This is a genomic window from Pseudomonas sp. NBRC 111139 (assembly GCF_001753955.1).
GTDB lineage: Bacteria > Pseudomonadota > Gammaproteobacteria > Pseudomonadales > Pseudomonadaceae > Aquipseudomonas > Aquipseudomonas alloputida.
In genome coordinates this window covers 1-15,113 of the sequence record NZ_BCBP01000102.1, presented here as the reverse complement: position 1 = coordinate 15,113, position 15,113 = coordinate 1, and the positions used below count along the sequence as shown (strand labels likewise).

General features: G+C 64.0%; 11 protein-coding genes. 5 read left to right on the top strand and 6 right to left on the bottom strand.

The genetic code is table 11. The annotated features are described in order from the left end of the window. Positions 1-275: 275 nt before the first annotated feature. The 5 genes from BJQ17_RS28010 to BJQ17_RS27990 all read right to left on the bottom strand — a co-directional run bounded on the left by BJQ17_RS28010 (position 276) and on the right by BJQ17_RS27990 (position 5,734). Positions 276-1,811, bottom strand: a complete 1,536-nt coding sequence (locus BJQ17_RS28010; RefSeq protein ID WP_003247815.1) for a DHA2 family efflux MFS transporter permease subunit — start codon at positions 1,809-1,811, stop codon at positions 276-278. Then, positions 1,808-3,001 (bottom strand): HlyD family secretion protein, encoded by a 1,194-nt coding sequence (locus tag BJQ17_RS28005; RefSeq protein ID WP_003247813.1) that lies wholly within the window; start codon positions 2,999-3,001, stop codon positions 1,808-1,810. The genes BJQ17_RS28010 and BJQ17_RS28005 overlap by 4 nt, the downstream gene beginning before the upstream one ends. 30 nt (positions 3,002-3,031) lie before the next feature. Further along, positions 3,032-3,505 carry a MarR family winged helix-turn-helix transcriptional regulator gene (locus tag BJQ17_RS28000; RefSeq protein ID WP_003247811.1) on the bottom strand — a complete coding sequence of 158 codons (474 nt, stop codon included), beginning with the start codon at positions 3,503-3,505 and terminating at the stop codon, positions 3,032-3,034. A gap of 180 nt (positions 3,506-3,685) precedes the next feature. Beyond that, entirely contained in the window at positions 3,686-4,318 is a 633-nt protein-coding gene (locus BJQ17_RS27995) for a response regulator transcription factor (protein ID WP_014860281.1), read from the bottom strand. Between the two features lie 9 nt (positions 4,319-4,327). Continuing rightward, positions 4,328-5,734, bottom strand: coding sequence for a sensor histidine kinase (locus BJQ17_RS27990; RefSeq protein WP_033726412.1), 1,407 nt, complete (start codon positions 5,732-5,734; stop codon positions 4,328-4,330). A gap of 193 nt (positions 5,735-5,927) precedes the next feature. Between BJQ17_RS27990 and BJQ17_RS27985 the strand changes: the two genes are divergently transcribed. The 3 genes from BJQ17_RS27985 (at position 5,928) to BJQ17_RS27975 (ending at position 10,698) form a co-directional block, all read left to right on the top strand. Next, positions 5,928-7,550 carry an acyl-CoA synthetase gene (locus BJQ17_RS27985; protein WP_003247805.1) on the top strand — a complete coding sequence of 541 codons (1,623 nt, stop codon included), beginning with the start codon at positions 5,928-5,930 and terminating at the stop codon, positions 7,548-7,550. A 91-nt stretch (positions 7,551-7,641) separates the two neighbouring features. Then, a complete protein-coding gene (locus tag BJQ17_RS27980) occupies positions 7,642-9,411 on the top strand; it encodes an acyl-CoA dehydrogenase C-terminal domain-containing protein (RefSeq protein WP_003247803.1) in 1,770 nt (589 codons plus the stop codon). A 279-nt stretch (positions 9,412-9,690) separates the two neighbouring features. Next, positions 9,691-10,698: a FecR family protein gene (locus BJQ17_RS27975; RefSeq protein ID WP_004575307.1), complete on the top strand. Its 1,008-nt coding sequence runs from the start codon at positions 9,691-9,693 to the stop codon at positions 10,696-10,698. Between the two features lie 14 nt (positions 10,699-10,712). Here BJQ17_RS27975 and BJQ17_RS27970 read toward each other — a convergent pair whose 3' ends face one another. Continuing rightward, a complete protein-coding gene (locus BJQ17_RS27970; protein ID WP_004575306.1) occupies positions 10,713-12,032 on the bottom strand; it encodes a Na+/H+ antiporter family protein in 1,320 nt (439 codons plus the stop codon). A 247-nt stretch (positions 12,033-12,279) separates the two neighbouring features. Here BJQ17_RS27970 and BJQ17_RS27960 point away from each other — a divergent pair, with 247 nt between their 5' ends. Both BJQ17_RS27960 and BJQ17_RS27955 read left to right on the top strand, forming a co-directional pair. Next, entirely contained in the window at positions 12,280-14,424 is a 2,145-nt protein-coding gene (locus BJQ17_RS27960) for a methyl-accepting chemotaxis protein (protein WP_004575304.1), read from the top strand. Between the two features lie 95 nt (positions 14,425-14,519). Then, a partial coding sequence (locus tag BJQ17_RS27955; protein WP_305775678.1) for a glycine betaine ABC transporter substrate-binding protein occupies positions 14,520-15,113 on the top strand: 594 nt, incomplete at its 3' end.

Genomic DNA, 15,113 nt, shown 5'->3' with positions numbered 1-15,113 from the left:
AAAAAACGCTGGCTCCTGTCATCCGGCCCCTGCGCTACGCTCCGGGGTTCCCTCGCTCCGGGCTTGCTCCCGGGAGGACCGCGCTGCAGGCCCCATCCTGGGGCCCAGCGCTTGACGGGCATCCATGCCCGTCACCTCCCTTCGCAAGCCCTGCGCTCGGCCTCCTGAAGTCGCAATCCGCGGCGCCTGGGCTATCGCGCGCTTAGAAGCAAAATCAAAAGCCGAAGCGAGAGCGAGAGCGAGAGCGAGAGCATCGGGATCTTGCCTTGTTTAGCTCAATGCCCTGACGATGCCGGGCCCGCCTTGGCGGTAAAGGGCGGCTTGGCGAACCACACCAGCAGAATCAACCCGGCAAACACCCAGCTCATCAAGGTGAAGTAATCCACCGTCGACATCATGTAAGCCTGCCCGTTGAGTATCTGCTCCAACTGCGCATAACTCTGCGGGCTGGCCCCGCCCAACTGCTCGAGGGTATGCCGCGTCGTCGGGTCGAACTGGCTGATGTGCTCGCTCAGGTAGGCATGGTGCTGATCCGCCCGACGAATCCAGATCCAGGTGGTCAACGAAGCCGCAAAACTCCCGCCCAAGGTTCGCAGAAAAGTCGCCAGCCCCGAACCGTCGGCAATCTGGTGCGGCGGCAGGTCAGACAGCAGAATGCTCAAGGTCGGCATGAAGAACAACGCCACGCCAATCCCCATGAACAACTGCACCAAGGCCACGTGCTGGAAGTCCACCTCGCTGGTGAAACCGGCCCGCATGTAGCAACTGGTGCCAATCGCCAGGAACGCCAACCCAGCCAGCACCCGCAGGTCGAAACGGTGCGCATATTTGCCCACGAACGGCGACATGATCACCGGCAGCAAACCGATCGGCGCCACCGCCAGGCCCGCCCAAGTCGCGGTATAGCCCATCTGCGTCTGCAACCACTGCGGCAGGATCAGGTTGATACCGAAGAACCCGGCATACCCCCCGACCAGCACAATGGTGCCAATGCGGAAGTTGCGGTGCACAAACAGGCGCAAGTTGACCACCGGGTGCCGGTCGGTCAGTTCCCAGATCACGAATACCGCCAGGAACACCACCGAAACCAGGCTGCCGACAATGATGAACGACGACTCGAACCAGTCCAGATCGTTGCCCTTGTCCAGCACTACCTGCAAGGCCCCAACGCCGATAATCAGGGTTAGCAGGCCAATGTAATCCATCGGCTGGCGGCTGGTGACCACCGGGCGCGTACGCATCTGCTGGCGCACCACGGCAGCAGCAAACAGGCCGATGGGCACGTTGATGAAGAAGATCCATGGCCAGCTGTAGCTATCGGTAATCCAGCCCCCAAGAATCGGCCCGGCAATCGGCGCCACCACCGTGACCATCGCCAGCAGCGCCAGTGCCATCCCCCGTTTTGCCGGGGGATAGACAGCAATCAGCAGGGTCTGGGTCATCGGGTAAAGCGGCCCGGCGACCACACCCTGCAAGACGCGAAACCCGACCAGCTCGGGCATCGACTGGGCGATACCGCACAGGAACGAAGCCAGCACGAACAGCAGCGTGGCCCAGATGAACAGTTTCACTTCACCAAAGCGCCGGCTCAGCCAGCCGGTCAGCGGCAAGGCGATAGCGTTGCTCACCGCGAACGAGGTGATGACCCAGGTGCCTTGCTCGTAGCTCACCCCCAGGTTGCCGGAAATGGTCGGCAGGGCCACGTTGGCGATGGTGGTGTCCAGCACCTGCATGAACGTCGCGAGCGACAGGCCGATGGTGGTCAGCAGCAGACTTGGCGGCGTGAACTGGGCAGCGGCATTGTTGCTCATCGTTGCGCCGTCTTGCCGGTTGCACTGTTCTCGTGAATCAGCCGGGCGATCAGGTTGTCGGCTTCGATCATCTGGTGGTCATACACCTGGGTGGTGTAGCTGGCCTTCTGCGGTGGCTGCTGGGCCAGGGTCGGGCCGCTCTGGTCATGCAGGTCGACTTCAACCACGGTGGACAGGCCAATACGTAGCGGGTGGTCCTTGAGCTGGTCGGGGCTGAGGTGGATGCGCACGGGTACTCGCTGGACAATCTTGATCCAGTTACCGGTGGCGTTCTGCGCCGGCAGCAAGGCAAAGGCGCTGCCGGTGCCCGCGCCAAGGCTGTCGACCGTGCCGCTGTACTTGACCTCGCTGCCGTACACATCAGCGGTGATTTCCACCGGCTGGCCGATGCGCATCTCTCGCAGCTGGGTTTCCTTGAAGTTGGCATCGATCCACACCTGATCCAGCGGGATGACCGCCATGGTCGCGGTGCCCGGCTGCAGGCGCTGGCCCAACTGGACGGTACGCTTGGCGACGTAGCCGGTGACCGGCGCGACCAATGTGGTGCGGGCGTGGTCGAGGTAGGCCTGGCGCAGGTCGGCAGCTGCAGCCATGACATCGGGGTGCGAGGACACCACGGTGTCGTCGACCAGCGCGCTGCTGGTGCTGAGCTGTTGCCGCGCGCTGTTGACGGCGGCCTGGGCAACGCTCAGGTCGTCGCGGGCATGGGACAGTTCTTCGGCGGCAATCGCACCACTGTCAGCCAGCACCTTGCGCCGGTTGAAGTCCTGCTGCGCCTTGCGCAGTTCGGCTTGGCGCGTTTCCAGTTGAGCCTTCAGCGAGTCGACGTTGCTGTACAGCCCGCGCACCTGCCGCACGCTGCGTGCCAGCTTGGCTTCGGCGGACTGCAAGGCCACTTCGCTGTCGGCCGGGTCGAATTGCAGCAACACCTGGCCGGCGTGGACCAGGTCGCCGTCATCGGCCCCGATGCTGATAACGGTGCCAGCGACCAGCGGGGTGATCTCCACCACGTTGCCGTTGACATACGCATCGTCGGTGCTTTCGTGCCAACGCCCGACAATGCTGTACCAGGCCCAGGTGCCGACCCCTGCCAGGATCAGCAGCAACAGCAGGCCAAGCAACCAAGCCTTGCGCTTGCGCGACGGCTCGGGCGAGACGGAGGGAGTCGGGGTGTCTGCGGGAGTGGCCATGACAATACCTTGGATAATTCGTTACAGGGTTCAACGGTCGCCGAAGCGGCGGATCGTCAACGGGTCGCCAGCACCGAGCAGCACCTTGGCCAGCAGGCCTTCCAGGGTCTTGAGCTCCTCTGGTGCCAGCACGCCGCACAACTCGTTCATGGCGGCGGCGCCAATTTCCGGCAGGCGGTTGGCCAGGCGCTGGCCGTCGGCGGTGAGTGCCAGGCGCACCTGGCGACGGTCGTCGGCGCAGCGGTTGCGCACGATCAGCTCCTTCTGCTCGAGGCGGTCGAGCATGCGGGTCATCGATCCGCTGTCCAGGCCCAGGTAACGGCACAGTTCGGCCGGGGTATCCACCTGGTACTGGGTGACGATGATCAGCACTTTGAACTGCGCGGCGGTGACGCCCTCTGACTCCAGGTGCCAGTCAAGAATGCGGTCTTTGAGAATCGCAGCACGGCCAAGCAACATGCCGATGGCGCAGGTTTGGAAGTTCTCGGGAGAAAAATGGGCCATCGTTGGCTGCTCAGTTAAGTGTGTAGAAATATTACTGCCTAGGCAGTGAATGTCAAAGCTTTCATTAGCTAGCTATGAAATAGTGGGTGTTTTCTGGCTGTCACACCGCCCCCAGCAGGCGCGCATTGCGTCCCATCGCGACACGCAACGCCGCCCCTGCCAGGGGCTACGTAAAGGCGGCTACCGCGCTCGCAGGCCCAGCGCCTCCACCGCCCCGCAAGCAATCGCCATCCCCACCAGCTCTGCGAGGCTGCCTGCCTGCAACCGCTTCATCACCCGGCCTCGGTACAGGTCCACCGTTTTGACGCTGATGCCCAACTGCTCGGCAATCTCGCGGTTGTTCAACCCTTGGGCCAACGGTACGAAGACGTCTCGCTCACGCGGCGTCAGGCCGTCGATGCGCGCCTGCACCAAGGCCAGCGCCTGATCGCCCTCTCGCGCCAGCCCGGCGTGCTCCAGCGCAGCCTGAACGCTGTCGAGCAGCAGCTGGTCGTTGTAGGGTTTTTCGATGAAGTCGCAGGCGCCGGCCTTGAACGCCCGCACCACGATCGGTACATCGGCATGACCGCTGACGAAGATCACCGGCACCATCAGGCCACGCTCGCGCATCGCCTGCTGCACAGCCAGCCCGCCCAGCCCCGGCATGCGCACATCCAACAGCACACACGCGGGCCCATCATCGACGCAGGCGTCGAGAAACGCCTGCCCGCTGGCGAATGGCAAGGCTTGCAGGCCCACCGACTGCAGCAGCCAGACCGTAGAGTCGCGCATACCCTGGTCGTCATCGACCACATACACTTTTGCTTGCAACACTGCCTCCCCTTATTCCCTGCTGACCGCCAGCCGGCAGCACAGTACCAGACCGCCGTTGTCACCCGCCCGCGCCCACAGGCTGCCACCGAAGCCTTCGATCAGGCTGCGGCTCATGCTCAAGCCCAAGCCCAGGCCGTCGGCCTTGCTGGTGGTAAACGGCGTAAAGATTTCATCCAGCCGCTCGGGTGCCACGCCCGGGCCCTGGTCGGCGACCTCGACCAGCACCCCATCGCCATCGCGCGCCGCGCAGAGCAGGATACGTGACGGTCGCTCACCCTGCTGCTCGCGATTGGCATCGATGGCATTGCGCAGCAGGTTGAGCAGCACCTGCTCCAGCAGCACCCGGTCGGCATACACCAAGGGCAGTTGAGCGCTCATGCGAAGTTCCACCTGCACCTGGTCCCGCGCGGCTTCCCAGGCGCACAGGCGCATGGCTTCGCCGGCCAGCTCGGCCACGTCCAGTGCCTGCAGGCGGCGCGGTTCCTTGCGCAGAAAGGCACGCAGACGGCGGATCACTTCGGCGGCATGGGTGGCCTGCTCGCTGATACGCTGCAGGCCCTGGCCAATCCGCTCGCGCGCCTGGGGATCACGTTCCAGGCCCTGCAGGTAACGCTGACTGGCGTTGGCATAGTTGACCACCGCGGCCAGTGGCTGATTGATCTCGTGGGCGATGCCCGAGGCCAGCTCGCCCAAGGTCGCGAGGCGGGCACTGTGCGCCAGGCTTTCCTGCGCTTCGATGCGCAAGGTGATGTCGCGGGACACGCTGACCACCTCCACCACCGCGCCGGTGTAGGTCTCGCGGATCGCCCGGCTGGCAATTTCGAACCAACGGTAGTCACCTGTCGCCTGGCGTACCCGGCAGGTCATCGTGTGGTAGCCGTCCTGGTCCAGCGCGGCCGCGGCCTGGCGCAGTACCTGACGCCGCTCGCGCGGATGCAGCAGGGTATGTACAGGCATGCCACGCAGTTGCTCGGGCCACAGGCCGAGCAGGCGGTAGGCTGCCGGTGAGGCATCGAGAAAGCGGCCATCGGGGCTGTGCCGGGAAATCAGGTCGGTGGTGTTTTCGATGATCAGCCGATACAGGCGCCGGGCGCGGCTGGCTTCGCGTGCGCCATGGCGCTCTTCGCTGGCATCGCGGCAGCGGCCCAGCACCTGCTGGCCCTGGTTGTCCGGCATGAACGTCCATAGCACGATGCGTTCGCCGACCTGCACTTCCACATCGCTGATCGCCCGATGCTGGCGCAGACAGGCACGCACCAGGGCCGCGCAATTGGCCGGCAGCCAGCAAGCCAGCTCAGGCCCTTCGGCGACCCAGGCCTGCAGTGCCGGGTTGAGTGCCAGCGGGCTTGCATCACTGGCCAGTAACAGACTGGGTTGTGGGTCTTTGGCGAGCAAGGGGTAAGCAGTGTCATCCACAGTAGGCGGCCTATTTTTATAGTAGTTTTACTATATTGCTATAGTCGATATTCCTAATACCATAGCGACTCGCGTAAAACTGCGACAGAGGGGGCGGCCCACCGTCCGCCCCCTGCACCCTGAACAGAGCTAACAATCAGCCATCGGGGGCCAGGTGCACAGGCTGCGTCTGCCTCCCTTACAGGATTACCGCATGTCGATCTATGCCCAGGGCCTGATGCCCGCTGCCGTCAACCATGTCGCCCTCACCCCGCTGAGCTTCATCGAACGCACCGCTGCCGTGTACGGCAACTACCCGGCCGTCATCCACGGCGCCATCCGCCGCAACTGGCAAGAAACCTACCAACGCTGTCGGCGCCTGGCCAGCGCCCTGGCCGGTCGTGGCATTGGCCGTGGCGACACCGTGGCAGTGATGCTGCCCAACACCCCGACCATGCTCGAGGCGCATTTCGGCGTCCCCATGACCGGTGCCGTGCTCAATACCCTGAACGTGCGCCTGGATGCCGAGGCTATCGCCTTCATGCTGCAGCATGGCGAGGCCAAGGTGCTGATCACCGACCGCGAGTTCCATGCGGTCATCGAAGGCGCTCTGGCACTGCTTGAACACCCGCCGCTGGTGGTTGATGTGGATGACCCGGAGTACGGCGAAGGCCGCGCGGTCAGCCAGCTGGACTATGAGGCCCTGCTCAACGAAGGCGACCCGGAATTTGCCTGGGAATGGCCCGATGACGAGTGGCAGGCCATATCGCTGAACTACACCTCCGGCACCACCGGCAACCCCAAGGGCGTGGTCTACCACCACCGTGGTGCCTACCTGAACGCCCTGGGCAACCAGATGACCTGGGCCATGGGCCACCGCCCGGTGTACCTGTGGACGTTGCCGATGTTCCACTGCAACGGCTGGTGCTACCCCTGGACCATCACCGCCCTGGCCGGCACCCATGTGTTCCTGCGCCGGGTCGACCCGCAGAAGATCCTGACCCTGATCCGCGAGCACAAAGTCAGCCACCTGTGCGGTGCGCCGATCGTGCTCAACGCGCTGGTCAACATGCCCGAGGCGGCCAAGGCAGCCATCGAGCACCCGGTGCAGGCCATGGTCGCCGGCGCCGCTCCACCGGCCAAGGTCATCGGCGCCGTGGAAGAAATGGGCATCAAGGTCACCCACACCTACGGCCTGACCGAGGTTTATGGCCCGGTGACCGTGTGTGCCTGGCATGACGAATGGGACGCGCTTTCGCTGGAGGAGCGTGCACGCATCAAGTCTCGCCAAGGCGTGCGCTACCCGACCCTCGATGGCCTGATGGTCGCCGACCCGCAAACCCTTCAGCCAGTACCCCGCGACGGCAATACCCTGGGCGAAATCTTCATGCGCGGCAACACGGTGATGAAGGGTTACCTGAAAAACCCTGAAGCCACCGCCGAAGCCTTCCGTGGCGGCTGGTTCCACACCGGCGACCTGGCCGTGTGGCATGCCGACGGCTATATCGAGATCAAGGACCGGCTCAAGGACATCATCATTTCCGGTGGCGAAAACATCTCCACCATCGAGGTCGAAGACGCCCTGTACAAGCACCCGGCAGTGCTGGAAGCCGCCGTGGTGGCACGCCCGGATGAAAAATGGGGGGAAACCCCGTGCGCCTTCGTTGCACTGAAGCCGGGCCGAGAGGACACCCGTGAAGCCGACATCACCAGTTGGTGCCGCGAGCACCTGGCCGGGTTCAAGGTGCCGAAGACCGTGGTGTTCGGCGAGCTGCCCAAGACCTCGACCGGCAAGATCCAGAAGTACGTGCTGCGCGACCGGGCCAAGGCCCTCTGATGCCGTAGCCGCCCCCTTCAGGCGCAGCACACGGCTGCGCCTGAAGGTTCAGCGCACGCCCAACCCTCCCTCACTATTGCAAGAGCTGCCGATGACCACCTATTCCGCCCCCCTGCGCGACATGCGCTTCGTCCTGCATGACGTGTTCAACGCTTCAGGCCTGTGGGCCCGACTGCCCGCCCTGGCCGAACGCATCGATGCCGACACTGCCGACGCCATTCTCGAGGAAGCATCAAAAGTCACCGGCCAGCTGATCGCCCCGCTCAGCCGCAACGGTGACGAGCAAGGTGTGTGCTTCGACGCAGGCCAAGTCACCACCCCCGAAGGCTTTCGCGAGGCCTGGAATACCTACCGCGAAGGTGGCTGGGTCGGCTTGGGCGGCAACCCGGAACACGGCGGCATGGGCATGCCAAAGATGCTCGGCGTGCTGTTCGAAGAGATGCTCTACGCGGCTGACTGCAGCTTCAGCCTGTATTCGGCATTGAGCGCAGGCAGTTGCCTGGCGATCGATGCCCACGCCAGCGAAGCGCTCAAGGCCACTTACCTGCCACCGCTGTACGAAGGCCGCTGGGCCGGCACCATGTGCCTGACCGAACCCCATGCCGGCACTGACCTGGGGCTGATCCGCACCCGCGCCGAGCCTCAGGCCGATGGCAGCGTGCGCATCAGTGGCAGCAAGATCTTCATTACCGGCGGCGAGCAGGACCTGACCGAGAACATCGTCCACCTGGTGCTGGCCAAGCTGCCGGATGCGCCCGCCGGTGCCAAAGGCATATCGCTGTTTCTGGTCCCCAAATTCCTGGTCGAGGCCGATGGCCGCCTGGGCGCGCGCAATGCTGTCCATTGTGGCTCGATCGAACACAAGATGGGCATCAAGGCCTCGGCGACCTGCGTCATGAACTTTGACGGTGCCATCGGTTACCTGGTGGGCGAACCGAACAAGGGCCTGGCAGCGATGTTCACCATGATGAACTACGAGCGCCTGTCCATCGGCATACAGGGCATCGGTTGTGCCGAAGCCTCCTACCAGAGCGCCGCCCGCTATGCCAACGAGCGCCTGCAGAGCCGCGCAGCGACTGGCCCGCAGGCACACGACAAGGTGGCCGACCCGATCATCCACCATGGTGATGTTCGGCGCATGCTGCTGACCATGCGCACCCTCACCGAAGCAGGTCGGGCGTTCGCCGTCTACGTTGGCCAGCAACTGGACGTGGCGCGCTATGCCGAGGACGCTGGCGAACGCGAGCATGCCCAGCGCCTGGTGGCACTGCTGACACCGGTGGCCAAGGCATTCTTCACCGACAACGGTCTGGAAAGCTGCGTGCTTGGCCAGCAGGTGTATGGCGGTCATGGCTACATCCGCGAATGGGGCCAGGAGCAACGGGTGCGAGACGTGCGCATTGCGCAAATCTATGAAGGCACCAACGGCATTCAGGCCCTTGATCTGCTGGGGCGCAAGGTGCTGGCCGACGGTGGTCAGGCGTTGGCCAGCTTTGCCAGCGAAGTGCGGGCTTTCAGTGTGGATGCGCCCTTGCACCGCGAGGCCCTGCAGGCGAGCCTGGCGCGGCTCGAGGCCACCAGCAGCTGGCTGCGGGCGCAGGCTGGCGAGGATGCCAACCTGGTCAGCGCGGTAGCCGTTGAGTACCTGCAGCTGTTCGGGCTGACGGCCTATGCGTACATGTGGGCGCGGATGGCGGCGGTGGCGCTGGCCAAACGTGATGAGGACGAGGCGTTTCATGGTGCGAAGCTTGCCTGTGCGACGTTCTATTTCCAGCGGGTCTTGCCGCGGGGGTTGGGGCTGGAGGCGAGCATTCGGGCCGGTAGTGGCAGCCTTTATGGGCTAGAGGCCGCACAGTTCTGACCGGTGTGTCACTGACGCGCTTGTTGCAAGGGCAGCCGTGTGCTGCGAAGAGGGCCGGTACAGGTTACCGAATCGGTACTGCAAACACTGACCTCTTCGCCGCACCAGGCCGCCCCGGAAGCGATTGCAGACATCGTCTTTTGCCCGCGAAGGGTTCTCAAACGCTGAAAAACCGTGGTCAATCCGACGAAAAACCGGCACAACTGATAGTCATTCGCCATTACATTGGTTCTCGGGAGCCCTCTCGCAAGGGTAGAATGCGCAAAACCCGGAGCCGCAATGAACCACGACCGCCTCAATCCCAGCCCAGACGATGCCATCACCGACGCCGCAGCGCATTGGTGCATGCGCCTGCACGCCGACGATTGCACGCAGGCCGAGCGTGACGCATTCGCTGGCTGGTTGGCGGCCGACCCGCGGCATGCCGAAGAATATCAGGCGATGCTGGAAATCTGGCAAACAGCCGACCTGCTGCCGCGTAGCGCCACCGTCATCGACTTCAACCCACCTGCCAAACACGCCGCCCGCCCCCGCAACTGGCGGCCGCTGGCGTCTGCTGCGGCCATCGCCCTGGCAGTGCTGCCGCTGGCCGGCTGGATGGGGTGGGAACAGGGCTGGTTGCCCAACCACTACCAGCACGTCGAAGCCGGTGACCGCATGCAGACCGTGGAGCTCAGCGACGGCAGCACGGTACAGCTCAACCTGCACACCGAGCTCACCTTCCTCAACTACAAAGACCAGCGCCAGGTCACGCTCAAGCGCGGCGAGGCGTTCTTCAAGGTGCGACACGACAGCAGCCACCCGTTCATCGTGCGTGCAGGCAGTGGCCAGACCCGGGTCACCGGCACCCAGTTCAACGTGTGGAAGTACCAGGACCAGGTGAAGGTCACCCTGGTGGAAGGTTCAGTGCTGGTGTCCAGTGAGGGCAATGCCGGTGGCTACCGCCTTGGCCCTGGCATGCAGGCCAGCTACCACAAGGGCGACTTCGAGCCGCAGCTGGAGCAAAGCGACGACTATGGCAACAGCCTGGCATGGCGCAGCGGCAAGCTGGTGCTCGACAACCTGAGCCTGGAACAGGCGCTGCCGGTGATAAACCGCTACCTCGACGCCCCGCTGCGACTGGCCGATGCCAGCACCGGCCGCATTCGCATCAGCGGCATCTACAACACCCGTGAGGTGGGGCGCCTGGTCAACAACCTGCCCAAAGTCCTGCCGGTCTACCTGACCCGCAGCAAGGACGGCAGCACCGTGCTCAATCGCATCTCGCCGCCGCCCGACAAGGGCTGACGCCCTCCCCCGCCTTACAAGGTCATCGCCGCCAACCAACCGAACGCCAGCAGCGGCAGGTTGTAATGGATGAAGGTCGGCACCACGGTGTCCCAGATGTGGTGGTGCTGGCCATCCACGTTCAGGCCCGAGGTCGGGCCCAGGGTCGAGTCCGAGGCCGGCGAACCTGCATCACCCAGCGCACCGGCAGTACCAATGATGCACACCGTGGCCAACGGGTCGAAGCCCAGTTGCACGCACAGTGGCACGAAAATCGCCGCCAGGATCGGCACGGTGGAGAACGACGAGCCGATCCCCATCGTCACCAAAAGGCCTACCAACAGCATCAGCAGGGCACCGACGCCCTTGCTGTGGTCGATCCACTGCGCCGAGGTTTCCACCAGGCTCTTCACCTCACCGGTGGCCTTCATCACCTCGGCAAAACCGGACGCGGTAATCATGATGAAGCCGATCATGGCCATCATCTTCATGCCTTCGGTGAACAGGTCGTCGGTCTCTTTCCACTTGACGATGCCCGACAGCGAGAAGATCAGGAAACCGACCATGGCACCGATGATCATCGAGTCCAGCAACAGCTGGACAATGAAGGCTGCCGCGATCGCCAGCCCGGCCACCAGCAAGGTCAGCGGGTTGTACTGCACGCTCACCTGCTCCACCTGCTGGATCCGCGCCAGGTCGTAGTCACGCTTCTTGCGGTAGCTGATGAACACCGCCACCAGCAGGCCGACGAGCATGCCTGCAGCCGGGACGGCCATGGCGTGGGTGACGTTGACGCCGCTCACATCGACACCCGCGCGGGCCACATTGGCCAACAGGATCTCGTTGAGGAAGATGTTGCCGAAGCCCACCGGCAGGAACATGTACGGGGTGATCAGGCCAAAGGTGATCACACAGGCGATCAGCCGGCGGTCGATACGCAGGCGCGTCAGCACGTACAACAGAGGGGGTACCAGCAGCGGAATGAAGGCAATGTGGATAGGCAGGATGTTCTGGGACGACACGGCCACCACCAGCATCAGGCCGATCATCAGCCATTTGACCTTGCCGCCCTTGGCGTCGTCCTGCCGGTCGATCATGACCAGGGCGCGGTCGGCCAGCGCATGGGCCAGGCCAGACTTGGCGATTGCCACGGCAAAGGCACCCAGCAGTGCATAGGACAAAGCCACCGTGGCACCACCGCCGAGGCCACCGTTGAAGGCCTTGAGCGTGCCTTCGATGCCCAGGCCGCCCACCAGCCCACCGGCCAGGGCGCCGATGATCAGGGCGATGACCACGTGCACGCGGGACAGGCTGAGTATCAGCATGATGCCGACCGCGGCGATCACTGCATTCATGGTTGGCTTACCTCATTACGACAGAAAAAAGCGCGAACTCTGAAGCAGTAGGCGGCAGATGTCAAAAGCGCCTTGATACGGCGCGTTAGTGGCGGTCAAATTTAAATTGAATGTTTGAATAAAGAAAAAACGGCAGGGGCCGATATTGAGGGAGGCAGCGAGGTGCCTGGCCGCAGCGCTTTGGCACCTCCCGGCCCCACCGCAGATAAAGCCATAACCCTTAATGCCAAAAAAGGGATCCGCCCCCATGCCTTTGCGACAACTTTCCATCCAGTGGAAGATCACCCTGCTCGCCGGTCTCTGTCTGGCCGCTATCGTCACCTTGCTCGTCGGCCTGTCGCTGTACCGCATGGATCACAGTTCGGACCTGGTCAAGGCCAGCAGCATGCAGATGCTGACCGAGGCGGCGCAGTCGCGTATCGAGTCACAAGGTGAAGTGCAAGCGCTGAACATTCGCCGCCAGTTCATGGATGCCTACCAGTACGGCGCCGGCTTCGCCCGTCAGGTGCTGTTCCTGCGCGAGCAGGCCGAAAAGCGCTTTCTCGATGCCTTCGACCTGCGCGAGGACATGACCCGCCAGGTACGCGCCGCACTGCAAGCCAACCCCGACCTGCTCGGCCTGTCACTGGTGTTCGAGCCCAATGCCCTGGACAACAAGGACAGCCTGTTTGCCGGCAAGGCAGCATTGGGCAGCAACGAAACCGGGCGCTTTGCCCTGTACTGGTCGCAGCCACGCGCCGGCCAGTTGACCTCGATGGCCCTGCCCGAACATGACATGGCCAACACCGAGATCGGCCCCAGCGGCCAGCCGGCCAACACCTGGTGGGTATGCCCACGCACCTCCGGCAAGGTGTGCGTGGTAGAGCCGTACTTCTACGACATCGATGGCCAGCAGGTGCTGATGACCAGCATCGTGTTCCCGCTGGCGGTCAACGGCAAGATCATTGCCACCCTGTCCATCGACATCAACCTCAATAGCCTGCAGGCGCTGAGCCAGGAGGCCAGCCGCAGCCTCTACGAAGGCCGCACCACGGTCGGCATTCTGACCCCGGTCGGCCTGCTGGCCGGCTACAGCGCCGATGCCAGCAAGCTGGCCCAGCGCTTTGACCAGGTAGACCCGGTCAAAGGCGCCGAGCTGGTGCGCAAGCTGGCCGATGGCAAGCTGACCATCCTCCACGACCGGCAGCGCTTGAAGGTGCTGGCGGCATTCCGGCCAATCCCGGACGCCCAGCCCTGGGGCGTGTTGCTGGATGTGCCGGAAAACGCCCTGACCGGGCCGGCCGAAACCCTGAAGCAGGAACTTGACGCGCTCAATACCAGCGGCACCTTGCTGGAACTGAGCCTGGGCCTGGCCGCCGCCATTGTCGGCCTGCTGCTGGTATGGCTGATGGCCCGCGGGGTTACCCGGCCGATCCTCGGCGTGGCCGCCATGCTCAAGGACATTGCCAGCGGCGAAGGCGACCTGACCCGTCGCCTGACCTACCAGAAACAGGACGAACTGGGCGAACTGGCCGGCTGGTTCAACCGCTTCCTCGACAAGTTGCAGCCAACCATCGCCGAGGTCAAACGCTCGGTGCAGGCCGCCCGAGGCACGGCCGACCAGTCCTCGGCGATTGCCACTGAAACCAGCGCCGGCATGGAGCAGCAGTACCGCCAGGTCGACCAGGTAGCCACTGCCTCCCATGAAATGAGCGCCACCGCCCAGGACGTTGCCCGCAGCGCCGCCCAGGCTGCGCAGGCGGCGCGCGATGCCGACCAGGCCACCCGCGAGGGCTTGGCGGTAATCGACCGCACCACCAGCAGCATCGGTGCCCTGGCCGCCAACATGAGCGACACCATGGCCGAAATAGAAGGCCTGGCGCAGAACAGCGAGAAGATCGGCTCGGTACTGGAAGTGATCCGCTCGATCGCCGAACAGACCAACCTGCTGGCGCTCAACGCTGCCATCGAAGCTGCCCGCGCCGGAGAGGCCGGCCGTGGCTTTGCCGTGGTCGCCGATGAGGTGCGCAACCTGGCCCAGCGCACTCAGGAGTCGGTGGAAGAAACCCGTCAGGTCATCGAAGCCCTGCAGAACGGCACCCGCGAAGTGGTCGGCGCCATGGACCACAGCCACCGCCAGGCCCAAGGTGGCGTGGAGCAGGTCGGCCAAGCCGTCACGGCATTGCAGCGCATTGGCCAGGCGGTGACGGTGATCACCGACATGAACCTGCAGATCGCCTCTGCCGCCGAGGAGCAAAGTGCGGTAGCCGAGGAAATCAACAGCAACGTGGCGACCATTCGTGATGTCACTGAATCCCTGTCTGGCCAGGCCAACGAGTCGGCGCGGGTCAGCCAGTCGCTGAACAGCCTGGCCAACCAGCAGCAAGCGCTGATGGACCAGTTCCGCGTCTGAAGCGAACGGGGCCACGCCAGTGGCCCTGAAACTGACAAAACCTCGTCGTCTACACTTGCCCCCACCGCCAAGGCATGGCGAACGACGAGGTTCACATGAAGAGCATTTCAACGCTGCTGGCCGGGCTGCTGTTGACGGTGGGCCTGGCCAGCACGGACAGCGCCGCATCGGCAGAACAACCTGCGCCTATCCATTTTGGTGCCATCGGCTGGGAAAGCGGCGCCCTCACCACCGAGATCCTGCGCCTGATCGTGGAGCGCGGCTACGGCTACCGCACCGACAGCCTGCCTGGCAGCACGGTCAGCATGGAGGTGGCCCTGGCGCGCAATGACCTGCAAGTGATCGCCGAGGAATGGGCCGGGCGCAGCCCTGCCTGGGTCAAGGCTGAACAGGCCGGCCAGGTGTTCGCACTGGGCGATACAGTCAAAAATGCAGAGGAAGGTTGGTGGGTACCGGCCTATGTGATCGAGGGCGATGCCGCACGCAACCTGAAACCCGTGGCGCCTGAGCTGCACAGTGTCGAGGACCTCAAGCGTTACCCGCAGGTATTTTCTGACCCCGAATCGCCCGGTAAAGGGCGTTTTCTCAACAGCCCAAGCGGCTGGACGTCTGAAACCGTCAACAGCCAAAAGCTCAAGGCCTATGGCCTGGATGGCCTCTACAACAACTTCCGCAGTGGCTCCGGCGCC

Coding starts and splice junctions, on each gene's coding strand:
- BJQ17_RS28010 (WP_003247815.1), bottom strand. CDS start 1,811: ATGAGCAACAATGCCGCTGCCCAGTTCACGCCGCCAAGTCTGCTGCTG.
- BJQ17_RS28005 (WP_003247813.1), bottom strand. CDS start 3,001: ATGGCCACTCCCGCAGACACCCCGACTCCCTCCGTCTCGCCCGAGCCG.
- BJQ17_RS28000 (WP_003247811.1), bottom strand. CDS start 3,505: ATGGCCCATTTTTCTCCCGAGAACTTCCAAACCTGCGCCATCGGCATG.
- BJQ17_RS27985 (WP_003247805.1), top strand. CDS start 5,928: ATGTCGATCTATGCCCAGGGCCTGATGCCCGCTGCCGTCAACCATGTC.
- BJQ17_RS27980 (WP_003247803.1), top strand. CDS start 7,642: ATGACCACCTATTCCGCCCCCCTGCGCGACATGCGCTTCGTCCTGCAT.
- BJQ17_RS27975 (WP_004575307.1), top strand. CDS start 9,691: ATGAACCACGACCGCCTCAATCCCAGCCCAGACGATGCCATCACCGAC.
- BJQ17_RS27970 (WP_004575306.1), bottom strand. CDS start 12,032: ATGAATGCAGTGATCGCCGCGGTCGGCATCATGCTGATACTCAGCCTG.
- BJQ17_RS27960 (WP_004575304.1), top strand. CDS start 12,280: ATGCCTTTGCGACAACTTTCCATCCAGTGGAAGATCACCCTGCTCGCC.